This window comes from Brevibacillus sp. JB24b (assembly GCF_051713385.1).
GTDB classification, from domain to species: Bacteria; Bacillota; Bacilli; order Brevibacillales; family Brevibacillaceae; genus Brevibacillus_B; species Brevibacillus_B laterosporus.
In genome coordinates, this window is sequence record NZ_JBNVQV010000001.1 from 3576169 (window position 1) to 3589150 (window position 12982).

Annotated in this window: 12 protein-coding genes; all 12 read right to left on the reverse strand. The window is 41.1% G+C overall.

Translation table 11 applies throughout. The features are described 5' to 3' along the window. Nucleotides 1-155: 155 nt before the first annotated feature. Complete coding sequence (locus ACQV1I_RS16660) at nucleotides 156-818, reverse strand: RecX family transcriptional regulator (protein ID WP_094699336.1); 663 nt, start codon at nucleotides 816-818, stop codon at nucleotides 156-158. Between the two features lie 82 nt (nucleotides 819-900). Further along, complete coding sequence (recA, locus tag ACQV1I_RS16665; RefSeq protein WP_018670909.1) at nucleotides 901-1959, reverse strand: recombinase RecA; 1059 nt, start codon at nucleotides 1957-1959, stop codon at nucleotides 901-903. A 174-nt stretch (nucleotides 1960-2133) separates the two neighbouring features. Then, nucleotides 2134-3723 (reverse strand): DEAD/DEAH box helicase, encoded by a 1590-nt coding sequence (locus ACQV1I_RS16670; protein WP_094699337.1) that lies wholly within the window; start codon nucleotides 3721-3723, stop codon nucleotides 2134-2136. Between the two features lie 16 nt (nucleotides 3724-3739). Continuing rightward, complete coding sequence (locus ACQV1I_RS16675; RefSeq protein ID WP_094699338.1) at nucleotides 3740-4984, reverse strand: competence/damage-inducible protein A; 1245 nt, start codon at nucleotides 4982-4984, stop codon at nucleotides 3740-3742. A 19-nt stretch (nucleotides 4985-5003) separates the two neighbouring features. Then, nucleotides 5004-5579, reverse strand: a complete 576-nt coding sequence (pgsA, locus tag ACQV1I_RS16680) for a CDP-diacylglycerol--glycerol-3-phosphate 3-phosphatidyltransferase (RefSeq protein WP_018670906.1) — start codon at nucleotides 5577-5579, stop codon at nucleotides 5004-5006. Beyond that, nucleotides 5580-6923 (reverse strand): 30S ribosomal protein S12 methylthiotransferase RimO, encoded by a 1344-nt coding sequence (gene rimO, locus ACQV1I_RS16685; protein ID WP_018670905.1) that lies wholly within the window; start codon nucleotides 6921-6923, stop codon nucleotides 5580-5582. Between the two features lie 242 nt (nucleotides 6924-7165). Beyond that, on the reverse strand, nucleotides 7166-8092 hold the full coding sequence (locus tag ACQV1I_RS16690) for a helix-turn-helix domain-containing protein (RefSeq protein ID WP_094699339.1): 927 nt from the start codon (nucleotides 8090-8092) through the stop codon (nucleotides 7166-7168). A gap of 12 nt (nucleotides 8093-8104) precedes the next feature. Beyond that, nucleotides 8105-8896, reverse strand: a complete 792-nt coding sequence (locus tag ACQV1I_RS16695) for a DUF3388 domain-containing protein (RefSeq protein ID WP_018670903.1) — start codon at nucleotides 8894-8896, stop codon at nucleotides 8105-8107. A gap of 334 nt (nucleotides 8897-9230) precedes the next feature. Continuing rightward, nucleotides 9231-9488 carry a DUF3243 domain-containing protein gene (locus ACQV1I_RS16700; RefSeq protein ID WP_018670902.1) on the reverse strand — a complete coding sequence of 86 codons (258 nt, stop codon included), beginning with the start codon at nucleotides 9486-9488 and terminating at the stop codon, nucleotides 9231-9233. A gap of 127 nt (nucleotides 9489-9615) precedes the next feature. Beyond that, on the reverse strand, nucleotides 9616-10350 hold the full coding sequence (ymfI, locus tag ACQV1I_RS16705) for an elongation factor P 5-aminopentanone reductase (RefSeq protein ID WP_094699340.1): 735 nt from the start codon (nucleotides 10348-10350) through the stop codon (nucleotides 9616-9618). 25 nt (nucleotides 10351-10375) lie between these two features. Continuing rightward, nucleotides 10376-11659, reverse strand: coding sequence for an EF-P 5-aminopentanol modification-associated protein YfmH (yfmH, locus tag ACQV1I_RS16710; protein WP_018670900.1), 1284 nt, complete (start codon nucleotides 11657-11659; stop codon nucleotides 10376-10378). A gap of 1 nt (nucleotide 11660) precedes the next feature. After that, nucleotides 11661-12956 carry an EF-P 5-aminopentanol modification-associated protein YfmF gene (gene yfmF, locus ACQV1I_RS16715; protein ID WP_116333328.1) on the reverse strand — a complete coding sequence of 432 codons (1296 nt, stop codon included), beginning with the start codon at nucleotides 12954-12956 and terminating at the stop codon, nucleotides 11661-11663. Nucleotides 12957-12982 lie beyond the last annotated feature (26 nt).

Genomic DNA, 12982 nt, shown 5'->3' on the forward strand with positions numbered 1-12982 from the left:
ATGGATGTTCAGTTATGGATTGCTAATCGCAAAAAGTTATCAAACACCAAGTAATACAAACCTATTTTATTATTTGCGAACAAGCCTTGTCAAGGAGTAGACCTTGTGGGGAGTAGGATTGCTTCGAATAGGGAAAGATTATACAGTATACGCCCTCACTGCTCATCTTCTTCCTCAGTCCAGTTTTTTGTTCTCCATTCATTTCTTACCTGTTGAACAATAGAATGCGAAAAACCTTTCCGTAACAAAAATTGTAAGAGCTTATACTCTGTTTTTTGATCGATTGAGGCTGTTTTCCTTGCCAATTTTCCTCGTAATAAAGAACGAGCTGCATCTAGCTCCTGTTCATATTCTATTCTTCCCAATACTTTTTCTATCAAACTTGGGGCAATTCCCTTCTGCTTCAATTCCATCTTTAGCATATAAGCTCCCCGAGGTTTCAAACGTAGTCTCTCTTCTACCCATTTTTTAGCAAACAACTCATCATTTACATACCCTTCTCGCGTACACTTCTCTACTATTCGTTCCGCTAGTTCTAGTGAAAACTCCTTACCCATTAGATATCTTTCCACTTCTCTGGAACTACGTGGACGATAGCTAAGATAATTGATAGCAGCCAAATAGGCTCTGTTCTCATGATCCGCTCGTAATACCTCTGCGAAAAAATTACTATCTACCTCTGTCCCTTTCATCAAGTGATACTTAATGAAGACTTCCTCGTGCACTTCAAATGCAAATTCATTGTCCAGATCAATCAAATATATCTGTTTTCGTTTAGAATCCCTATGAACGGCCGTGATTACCCCTGAGGTTTTCATGTTTCCTCCTACTCTTATCGAATACTGCCTTCTCTTTACATAAAAAGCCTGTCGCACAGAATACGACAGGCTTACATCTCTTCTACTCTAAATCAAAAGTTGGTTCTTCCTCCTGCTCTGGATCGAGAACCGCTTCCCCCTCTGGGATGGAATTAGGATTCAGGCTGTAATATTCTCGAATTTTTTGGTCAATCTGAGCCGCAATAGCTGGGTTCTCTTTCAAGAACTGTTTTGCATTTTCACGACCTTGACCTAATCGTTCATCATTAAATGCATACCAAGCACCGCTTTTTGCAACAATGTCCAGCTCAGCTCCAATATCCAGAATACTTCCTTCTCTAGAAATACCTTCTCCATACATAATATCTACTTCGGCTACTTTAAACGGAGGAGCCACTTTATTTTTTACAACTTTAATTTTAGTCTTCGTACCTACTACATCATTGCCTTGTTTAATACCCTCTGCTTTACGTACATCTAGACGTACACTAGCATAGAACTTCAAAGCTCGTCCACCAGGAGTAGTTTCTGGGTTACCAAACATAACACCCACTTTTTCACGCAACTGGTTAATGAAGATCGTAATCGTTTTGGATTTGTTAATAGCTCCAGAAAGCTTACGTAAAGCTTGAGACATCAAACGAGCTTGTAGACCAACGTGAGAGTCTCCCATTTCTCCTTCAATCTCAGCTTTTGGAACCAAAGCCGCTACGGAGTCTACTACGATAATATCTACAGCGCCAGAGCGTACGAGAGCTTCCGCAATTTCTAATGCTTGTTCTCCTGTATCTGGTTGGGATAAAAGTAATTCTTCTATGTTAACACCCAATTTAGCAGCATAAACAGGGTCTAAGGCATGCTCTGCATCAATAAAGGCTGCTTGTCCACCTTGCTTCTGTACCTCTGCAATGGCATGAAGCGCAACCGTCGTTTTACCAGAGGATTCTGGTCCATAAATCTCAATAATACGACCACGTGGGAAACCGCCGACACCAAGTGCGATATCAAGAGCTAAGGCTCCTGTTGAAACAGTAGAAACCTGTGAATGTGCCATTTCCCCCATCTTCATGATGGAGCCTTTCCCGAACTGTTTTTCTATTTGTCTTAAAGCACTCTCTAGCGCAGCGCGACGATCTGACAATAGTGACACTCCCTTTCTCGTTCCACTCAACTTTTTCTTATGTATGTATCATACATCGAGATAGAGGGGTTTGCCAAGTATTTTTTGCGAACAAATATTCGCATGGAAATTATATAGAAAAAAGAAGGCATTTTCACTCAACCTCCAGGTGAAAAAACCTTCTATACGGCCAAATTATGATTTTCGTGTTCGCGGTTTAGCAGGCTCCAGATTAATACGTTTACCGTTGATGCGCGTCTGTCTTAACGCCTCATAAACAAACGGAGCAACATCTTCTGGAACTTCTACAAAGGTGAAGTTTTCAAAAATATCAATCCGTCCGACTGATTTGCCCGGAATGCCCACCGATTCGGAAATCTCCCGTACAAGATCTTGAGGCTTCATGTTAACATTTCGTCCTACATTTAGGAAGAAACGCACCATTCCTCTAGCTGCACCCGTCTCACCAAAGTTGTACCCTTCTTCCTCATCATTTCCACTTGGATCAGTATGAAATGCAAGATGTAGGGCTGCCGCGGCAACTTTAGCCGGTTCATGCTCCTGCATTAACTCTTCAACAATTTCTTGATACATACTGTTCGTAGAATCACTTACAATCAACGAACGTAGTTGTTCACGTAATTGGGTACGTTTACGCTCAGCAATCTCTTCTAAGGTAGGCACAGTGCGAGTAACCAGAGATGCTTTGGTCTGTTTTTGAATCACCATCAGTTGACGCATCTCTCGTGGAGTAACTAGTGTCATGGCAATTCCCTTACGTCCAGCCCGTCCTGTACGGCCAATTCGATGCACGTAGCTTTCCGGATCTTGTGGAATATCATAATTAATAACATGTGATACGTTACCTACATCAATACCACGAGCTGCTACATCTGTAGCAATCAAGAACTCAATAGTACCTTCCCGGAAAGCCTTCATCACTTTATCGCGCTGTGCTTGCGATAAGTCACCATGTAATCCATCTGCCAAATATCCTCGTGCTTGCAAGGCTTCGCTTAATTCGTCTACTCCACGCTTTGTCCTACAGAAAATGATACCAAGCTCTACATCCTGACTATCGAGAATCCGGCATAAGCTCTCCCGTTTATTACGTTCAAAAACTTTATAATACACTTGTTCAATAGAAGGAGCTGTGACTTCTTCACGACTGATAGCCACGGTCTCGGGATTTTTCATGTAGCGATGAGCTAATCGCTTGATTTCAGGAGGCATCGTTGCTGAGAAAAGCAAGGTTTGACGTTCAGCTTTCATGTGACTAAGAATTGTCTCGATATCTTCAATAAAACCCATATCCAGCATTTCATCTGCTTCATCGAGAACAAGCATTTTTACATTTTCAAGATGGAGCGTTTTACGACGCAAATGGTCCAAAACACGCCCAGGAGTACCGATCACCACATGCACACCTTGTCGAAGCGCACGAATCTGATGACTAATCGATTGACCACCATAGATGGGAAGGGTGCGAATTTTTTTGTATTTACATATTCTCACCAATTCTCCTGCCACCTGTATGGCAAGTTCACGAGTTGGAGTCAACACAATCGCCTGTATCCGATTGTTAGTAGGGTTTAAGGCCTCGACTAGTGGAATCCCAAACGCAGCAGTTTTCCCTGTTCCTGTTTGAGCCTGTCCGATCAGGTCGCCACCCTCTAATATCTTGGGGATGCAAGCCGCTTGAATTGGTGATGGTTCTTCAAAGCCCATATCATGAATAGCTTGCAACACATTTTTATGTAAAGCTAAATCTGAAAAAATCGTCATGATAGTCACCTTTCTTTTAGTCATTACAGTGAAGCTGCTGGAGGGTGTGATATAGAGCATACTTGGCAACACGTCCAATTATAGCTCTGCGCTGTCCCGCAACCTGCACCTTTTTTACCAAAGTAGGCTGCTTCTCACTGGCGATTCCGATATAGACCAGTCCTACAGGTTTTCCCTCGGAAGATTCAGGTCCTGCTACACCGGTAACAGAAACGCCATAGGTTGTGCCCATCTTTTGGCGAATATTCTCAGCTAAAAGCCGAGCCGTTGTTTCACTGACAGCTCCTTCTGTCTCTAGGACGTCAAGAGGCACATCCAGCCATTGATGTTTCATTTCGTTAGAATAACAAACAATACCTCCTCGATATACTTGCGACGCGCCAGGAATCGAGGTAAGCAGTTGTGAAACAGTGCCCCCTGTACAGCTTTCAGCAAAAGAGATCGTCTGCTGTTTTAATAGTAGTTGCTCATAGAGTACCTGATGCAACGGAGATTCCCCTACTGCATATATAAACTCACCTACGCGATTGCGAATCTCCTCTTCGACAGGAAGTAACAAACTCTCGGCTTCCTCCACAGAAGTAGCGCGAGCCGTTATGCGCAACGTCACCTCAAACTCCTTGGCATATGGGGCAATTGTCGGGTTGGATTGCCCTTCAATTAAGTCAATCAGCTTTGCTTCTAACAAAGATTCTCCGATACCAAAAAAGCGAAAGACACGAGAATGAAAGATTTGATGCTCATTCCCTAAAGAAGCCAAAAATGGCATCAAATAATTTTCCACCATCGGATACATTTCGCTTGGGGGACCAGGCAACAAGACATACGTTACGCCCTCTTGGGTAATCCCCATTCCTGGTGCCATTCCGTGATCATTGTCAAAGACCGTCGATCCCTCAATTACAAGGGCTTGCTTACGATTGTTATCTGTCATGTCAATACCGCGTCGCTCAAAAAAATCACGAATGTTCGCCATTGCTTTTTCATCCGTGACCAGCTTGTGACCAAGATGGTCGGCCACTACGTCTTTGGTCAAATCATCCTGCGTAGGGCCCAACCCTCCGGTAAAAATGATGAGATCGGAACGCGATTTCGCACGTTCTATCACTTGTAGCATTCGTTCATAATTATCGCCAACTGTTATGTGATAATAAACATTAATTCCTACTTCAGCTAACTTTTGCGATAAGAATTGTGCGTTTGTATTAGCAATTTGTCCAAGTAATAACTCAGTTCCAACCGCGATAATTTCCGCTTTCATCACTCTTCATCCCAATCTTTTACGAATATTGAATGACATTGCGATTCTTAGAAAAATAGTCATACCCTGACCAAAGGGTAATTAAAACCATTGCCCAAATCGCGATTTTGTCAAAAGGTATACCAATAAACTCAAATGGGAAATTATTCATCATTAATACAGCAATCGCTACGATTTGCACCCAGGTCTTAATTTTTCCCCAAGCGCTTGCAGCAATGACCTTTCCTTCTGCCGCTGCAATCATTCGAAGTCCTGTCACTGCAAATTCACGACTAATAATCACTATAACGACCCACGCCTCGATTCGTTGCATCTCAACAAGAGAAATAAGCGAAGCCGATACCAACAATTTGTCCGCTAATGGATCTAAAAATTTGCCCAGATTCGTAACAATCTTCCGCTTACGGGCAATGTACCCATCTAGACCATCTGTGCTGGCTGCCAAGATGAATACCAAAGCCGCTATCAGCTCATTGTACGTCATAGTTAGAGTCCCGATGGTAAACGTGCCAAATTTGTATTCTACTAGTAGAAAAAACATGACGACAGGAACCAGAAAAATTCTGGCAAGCGTGATGCGGTTGGCAAGATTCAACTAAATAACCTCCCCAGCTAGATCATAATCGTATGAGTGGGTAATTCTCACCTTTACAATCTTACCTAGTTCTCCTTGATAATTTGAAATAAAGACTTCCCCATCGATTTCTGGAGCATCGTATTGGGTACGGCCTACGTAAATGTTGTTTCTGCCTTCGTATCTCTCTACTAGGACATCCAATACCTTACCCACGTATTGACCATTCTTCTCGTTAGCAATCTCACGTTGAATTTCCATCAATATGTTAGCGCGTTTTTCTTTGACATCTTCATCAATCTGATCAGGCAGGCGTGTCGCAGGAGTATCATCTTCATTTGAATACGTAAACACACCTAGACGATCAAACTTAATGTCTTTCACAAAATCACACAGCTTCAAGAAGTCCTCCTCTGTTTCACCTGGGAAACCAACAATTAAAGAGGTTCTCAAAGCTACATCCGGTACTTCAGCGCGGATTTTGGCAACAAGCTTACGAATATCAGTTTGACGTCCCGGACGGCGCATTCGTTTCAGAATACCGTCCTCTGAGTGTTGCAAAGGCATATCAATATACTTACAAACTTTCGGGTTTTTAGCAAACGTTTCAATTAGCTCATCTGTAAAGAACCCTGGATATGCATAGTGTAGTCGAACCCACTCAATACCGTCTATTTCAGACAGTCTGTTCAAAAGCTCAGGCAACATTAGCTTGCCATATAAATCCATGCCGTAGTTGGTTGAGTCCTGGGCAATCAACGAAATTTCTACAATGCCTTTCGTTGCCAGATATGTCGCTTCCTCTACGATAGATTCTATTGAACGACTGCGAAATTTACCGCGCATGAGTGGGATACTACAGAATGTGCAATTGTTATCGCAGCCTTCTGCAATTTTGGTATATGTCGTATAAGTTCCCTCTTTTACCTTCCGTTTAACAACTTGCTCGTAGTTAAACACGGGATTTCCGATCAGGCTTGTACGCTTACCAATTAGTGTATCTTCAATCACGTTAATAATGGACATGAAATCGCCGGTTCCAACAATACCATCCACTTCAGGGATCTCATGTAATAAATCTTCTTTATAGCGTTGGGTTAAACAGCCAGCTACTACCAACGACTTTAATTTTCCGCTCTCTTTTAACTCGGCCATGTCTAAAATCTTGTTCACGGATTCTTCTTTTGCAGCATCGATGAATCCACAGGTATTCACGATAACGACTGTTGCGTCATCTGGATTATCAACTAGCTCATAACCCTTCTCATCGATCAGATGTGCCATCATATCTGAATCAACCAAGTTCTTCTCACAACCCAAGGTCACTATGGCAACCTTTTCACGGGGTGTTGTCTTTTCGGTCATTTTTCTTCCTCCAATTGCATATTCCAGCCCAAATTCACCTACCCAGTATAATATAAGCAAAGGCGAGTAGTCAAAAAGAGTAACACTTAAAATCAACTGTTTACAAGCATTCAAAGCCTTTATTCTAAATGAGTTATTTTGATTGTATACACAATTAATTAAAGATAGAAACCTGACTCCCAGATAAAAAACTCCCGCCTCACTTTTAATAGTGAAACGGGAGTTGAAGACCTTTTAAAAACCTATTGTACCGGCACTTCTTCCTTTTGCAAAGTGAAATTAAACTTAGCCGTTTGTGCTTTAATATCACTCATCGTAATAGGAACCTGATTAACTATTATTTCAACTGCAGGTGAAAAACCTACATGTAGAAAAGCAGTATCTTGTGCCTCTATGGTTTTTTCTTCACCTTTTTTAAGAGTAGACTCAAATAGTTTTTTACCTTGATCTTTATCTCGCACCTGTACCCAGCAAGCGCCATGAGTTGCTTTAATCGTCACTGAGATTTTATCCGTATTACCAACCTTATAATTGTAATACTTTCCTTGTTGGGATTCAAAAGTAAGTGTACCAGTAGCCCCAACCCCATCAGTCTCAGGCATATTCACATCAGGCATAGTAGCATCTGGTGGTGTTGTAGTTGCTGGCGGAGTAGCTGTTTCAGGAGTAGTTGGAACCTGTCCCTGATCCGGTGTTTGATTCGGAGTAGGAACTCCTCCTCCACCTTGTGTGGTATCAATGATACCTTCAGCAGGCTTTTGAACAATAGGTGGTGTGCTATCCCGATTCACTAGTGCCATGTAAGCAACACCAAGAACTAAGATGATAAATAGAGTTAACAAAGTAGGAGCTACCCAGCTACCGGTTTGAAAAGGTGATCGCCTTTGAACCACATGACGTCGTTGTAGTCGTTCCACCTGTTCTTGTGGAGGTTGGGATGGCAAGTCGGCCTGGTAATGCTCTACGATCTGATTAGGATCCAATCCTACCGCTTCCGCATAGCTTTTGATAAAAGCTCTTGCATAAAAGTGGCCGGGCAACATGTGAAAATCTCCCCGCTCAATCGCTTCTAAATATCTGGTTTGGATTTTTGTCATTTTTTGTATATCATTGAGCGAGATGCCTTTTTCTTCTCTTGCTCTCTTCAATACTTGGCCGAGCTCAGACACAATGTAGCCTCCTTACGTCATCTCGAAGTCATTAAAACTTCTCGTGTTGATTAATTCATATGTAATCTCTTCATCAGGATGATGTCTCAACTCAATAATGTAGTGGAAGTCAGACAGCTTGTACTCTGTCTCTCTTGCAAAAATATCAGGGTGTTCAATGACTTTAGTAGCTGGGAAAGCCATAATCTCACGCAACAAGCTGTGGTGACGTTCCGTAGAGCGCATGGTTGAGACGATCCCATCAATCAAATATACATGATTGGCTGTCATTTCATCAACGGTCAAGGAACTACGAACTGTTTGTCTCAATAAAGTTGATGAAATAAACGTCCAACGCTTATTGGAGGATACACTGGCTGCGATCATAGACTCTGTTTTACCTACGCGAGGCATTCCGCGAATTCCAATTAATTGATGGCCCTCTTTTTTAAATAGCTCGCCCAGAAAATCAACCAGAATCCCCAATTCGTCACGGATAAAGCGAAATGTTTTTTTATCTTCCGCATCACGTTCAATATAACGTCCATGACGAACAGCTAGACGGTCAAGCATGGTAGGCGGACGTAACTTGTTAATTTCAATATTGCTTACTTTTAACAACAAGCTACGTAAGGCTTCAATCTTATCATTGTCATCGGTGGATAATAACATTCCTCGCGTGTTGGTTTGTACACCATTAATTGTACGAATGTTGATGTTAAGCATCCCCAGAATAGAAGCTAAGTCTCCTAGCAGACCAGGACGATCCTTAATTAAGCGATATTCTAGATACCACTCAAAAAATTCTTTCTCCTCCGTGAGCATCATGTATCCCCTTTTTCTGTAAGAACAATCCTATTGTTCTTCCCCCGTGATAGATGGCTTTTCAACAATAGTATACCATTTGCATGTAGAAGGACAAAGGAAAAATGCAGAAAACATGCCAATCAACCTAATAAAAATTCTTTTATTACATTTTATCAATAAGTCTCTTCTTTTGTTTATCAATAATCATTTCTATGCTATGTTCTACTTTTTATGCCATTATAAGAAAATGTGCTTCTTACAATCTGGCTGTGACCTTACATTCCCTCTTATAAAAAAACAGCCCTTACGTTTTTAACGTAAGAGCTACTTTTCTGTCAAGAGAAATAAATATCTATTCTGCTTTACCATCGCTTACAATTTTAACCATAACACTAGCGATCGCACGACGCTGCTCGTCATCTCCAGCATCCCATAGTTGTTTAAGTAAACGCTCTTGTTCGTTTTTTGGATCTACCTGTTCAGCAAGGTATCCACCGATTTGATATGCTACATTGTGGATGGTATCGGAGTTCATACCAGCTTGTGTAGCTTGTTGGACGCGTTCAGATAAAAAACCTTTCCAATCACTAAAGTTATCAAGCACTGACATCCAAATCCCTCCTTAGCACTCTTCGGACGTTTTCTCTTGTCCGCTCAGAATTAGAATGCGTTTCAGTCCTGATTTTTATGCAAGTAGCAAGGAAAGTACTGAACTCCAACGTTCATATTTTCATTTCTTAGGTATGCCAGCCACCATTAACAGAGATGGTTTGGCCAGTAATATATTCGGCTTCTTTTTGTAATAAGAACGAAACTGCGACAGCTACTTCCTCTGGTCGTCCAAGTCGTCCCATCGGAATTTCTTCGCATACAGCTTCCCTATCCTCTAAGGTAAATCGATCCATCATCCCACCTGAAACAGCACCTGGTGATACTGCATTGACTGTAATATGGTTAAGGGCTACTTCTTTGGCCAAAGCTTTCGTAAAACTAAGAATGGCACCTTTTGTCATAGAATACAGGACCTCACACGCTGCACCTGTCTCTCCCCAAATGGAGGAGATGGTAACAATTCGCCCAAATCTAGCCTGTAGCATCGCAGGTAATCCGTGCTGTGATACAAAAAAGCAAGAGCCCATGTTAACTCGAACCAATTCATCAAATAACTCTGGGCTAACCTCGCTTAGTAGGCCCACATGATCAATCGAGGCATTATTAATGATATAGAGTGGCTTCACTGGCATTTGAGTAAACATAGTGGCGACTGCATCTGGTTGAGATAAATCAGCCTGCAAAGCAATCGCTGGCACATTTTTGCTTTCACAATACGATAACAGCAAATTTATTTTGTCTATCTGTGTGTTGTAATGAAGATATAGTGGGATTGATTCGTCTGCTAGCTTTCTGGCAATAGCTTGCCCAATTTCACCGGAAGCTCCCGTAACCAACGCCCATACTTGCTTGTCTTCCATGTATTTCTCCTCTTCCCCACGTTGCCTAAGACTGTGAACGCACGATCGAAACAGCCATCTGACTTTCTTGCAGATGATCATGCATACGTTTCTGTACATCCTCTAATGTAATTTTTTCTAAAGTAGGTACGATCTCAAACAAATCAATCCCATTAAATTTGTAACTAGTAAACTGATTGGCAATAAATTCAATGGAATTGAGCGAGCGTAGGAACAGCCCGATTCTTCTTCGTTTTTGCCGTTGGAACGATTCCTCATCAATTCCTCGCGATTTCGCCTCCTTAATTTCCTGTGTAATAACGCTAACTAGCTTTTCAGGATCAGGAGTATCTCCACCTAGAATGGTATAGCCGTAATCAGTCTCGTTGCTGTAATCAAAATCAAAGGCTTCAGTAATTAGTCCTTCATCATAATATTTTTGGTAAAAGCTAGAGCTGTTTCCAAAAAGTAAATCTAGCATCAATTTTGTGGTTAGTTCTCGTTTTAACAGCTCTTCACCAAATAATTGGTTTTTCGCTTCTTTAAACCCGATGTATATCTTCGGAATTGCCACGGAAAGATGGGCTTCCACAAGCTTTTCACCAACCTCAGCCGGTTCCTCTGGAAAAAAGCGTTCAATGATAGGGGCTGGTGGAAACTTTTTAGTTTGTTGATTACTGCGAATCAATTCACCTATCTGGTCTTTATCAAATCCCCCCACCACAAATAACACCATATTACTTGGATGGTAAAATGTCTCGTAGCATTGGTATAGCATGTCTTTCGTGATCGGAGTAATGGTTTCGATGGTTCCAGCAATCTCAATTCGTACCGGATATTTTTGATACATGGCTTTCAACAAATTAACGTATACTTTCCAATCCGGATTGTCATCATACATCTGAATTTCTTGACCAATAATTCCTTTTTCTTTTTCAACACTTGCTTCAGAAAAATATGGTTCCTGTACGAAATCAAGCAATATCTTCACATTCTCCTCTACTTTATCCGTAGAAGAAAAGAGGTACGCTGTTCGGTTAAAGCTGGTAAATGCATTATAAGAAGCACCGTTACGTGAAAAATCCTGAAAAACATCGCGGTCTTCTTTTTCAAATAGCTTATGCTCTAAAAAATGGGCGATGCCATCAGGTACATTGATGGTTTCCTGATTATTTAATCGGAAATGACTATCATTTGAACCATAACGGGTTGTAAAAACTGCATATGTCTTGCTAAAGCCTTCTTTTGGTAACAAATAGACGGACAAGCCATTTGGCAGTTTTTCATGATAGAGTGTTTCATTTAACTGATCAAATGTTACTGTTTTCACTCTATTCCCCACCCTTCTTATCGCGTAATAGATAAATTGTATCCAGTTCAATCTTTTGAGCTACGTTAACGACATCTTGTACCTTCACTTTTTCAATCTCGGACAGCAGGGTTTGTAAATCACGTGCTCTGCCACTTATGACCCCGTTATAAGCAAAGTCCACCATCATTCTACCGCTATCAAGCAATTCTTTAAATTGGTTATACAACGTAGCTTTCGTCATATCCATCTCTTCTTGACTGATCTCGCCATTTTCCATCATCGCCATCTGTTCTTTTATAATAGTGACAGCTTTTTCATAATTATTTACATCGATACCTGACATCATCATAACTACGCCCTTATGGCTTTCCAAACGAGACACTGCATAGTAGGCCAAGCTAGCCTTTTCACGTACATTTAAAAAGAGTTTGGAGTGTGGGAAACCACCCAGAATTCCGTTATACACAAGCAAAGCAGGATAATCGTCGTCTTTGTAAACAATATTTGAACGACATCCTATGTTTAATTTAGCCTGATTTACATCCATACGATCTACAATTGCTTTTTGTTCCGTGACTTTCTTGGAAACCTGTTGAATGTCTAGATTACTCTTACGTTGGGAAGGTAGCTGAAGATGCTTCTTACATAAAGAGGTAATCTCATCCTCCTTCACATCACCCACTACAAAGATTTCAAGAGGGTTATTCTCCACGAATTGACGATAATAATCGGTAAGCGAAGCGGCATCTATCTTCGTTACATGGGCTATAGTACCAAATGCAGAAGTAGCATATGGTTCCCCTTTAAACATTTCTTCCGTAATCCGTTGATTTGCGTACCTCATTTTATCATTTACGATGCTTTCAATTTTTTTCGTTAAAGATTTTTTCTCTGCTTCCACATACGTACTATCAAACTGGTCGTTAACCAAATATGGACGAGTAAGAATATCACCAACAAACTCTATAGCGTCTTCAACTAGAGACTGGTTTCCACTTAAATACTTTTCATTAGGAACCTCCATATAAAGCTGTAGAATTTGGCGTTCCCCTTTTTTTGCTACATCTACGTCAAAAATAGCTCCATACAAATAATCAAGATGCTGACGAAGCTTTTGGGGTTCAGGAAAACGAGCTGTAGCACGCTTTAACACCATGGCAAGCAAAGCGGTTTTCGACGCATATTCCTCAGTTAATTCCTGTTCAATATTTACGATCATCGTAATTGATTTAAACTTTTCGGTCTGTAAAATATGTAGATTCATGCCATTTACCTGAGATTTCGTAAAAGCAATTTCCAGTGCTTTTTCAGCCATATAATTCGTCTCCCTCCTTATTTACG

Excerpts from the sequence above, each read along its gene's own strand:
- ACQV1I_RS16660 (WP_094699336.1), bottom strand. The coding sequence starts at position 818 with ATGAAAACCTCAGGGGTAATCACGGCCGTTCATAGGGATTCTAAACGA.
- ACQV1I_RS16670 (WP_094699337.1), bottom strand. The coding sequence starts at position 3,723 with ATGACGATTTTTTCAGATTTAGCTTTACATAAAAATGTGTTGCAAGCT.
- ACQV1I_RS16675 (WP_094699338.1), bottom strand. The coding sequence starts at position 4,984 with ATGAAAGCGGAAATTATCGCGGTTGGAACTGAGTTATTACTTGGACAA.
- rimO (WP_018670905.1), bottom strand. The coding sequence starts at position 6,923 with ATGACCGAAAAGACAACACCCCGTGAAAAGGTTGCCATAGTGACCTTG.
- ACQV1I_RS16695 (WP_018670903.1), bottom strand. The coding sequence starts at position 8,896 with ATGCTCACGGAGGAGAAAGAATTTTTTGAGTGGTATCTAGAATATCGC.
- ACQV1I_RS16700 (WP_018670902.1), bottom strand. The coding sequence starts at position 9,488 with ATGTCAGTGCTTGATAACTTTAGTGATTGGAAAGGTTTTTTATCTGAA.
- ymfI (WP_094699340.1), bottom strand. The coding sequence starts at position 10,350 with ATGGAAGACAAGCAAGTATGGGCGTTGGTTACGGGAGCTTCCGGTGAA.
- yfmF (WP_116333328.1), bottom strand. The coding sequence starts at position 12,956 with ATGGCTGAAAAAGCACTGGAAATTGCTTTTACGAAATCTCAGGTAAAT.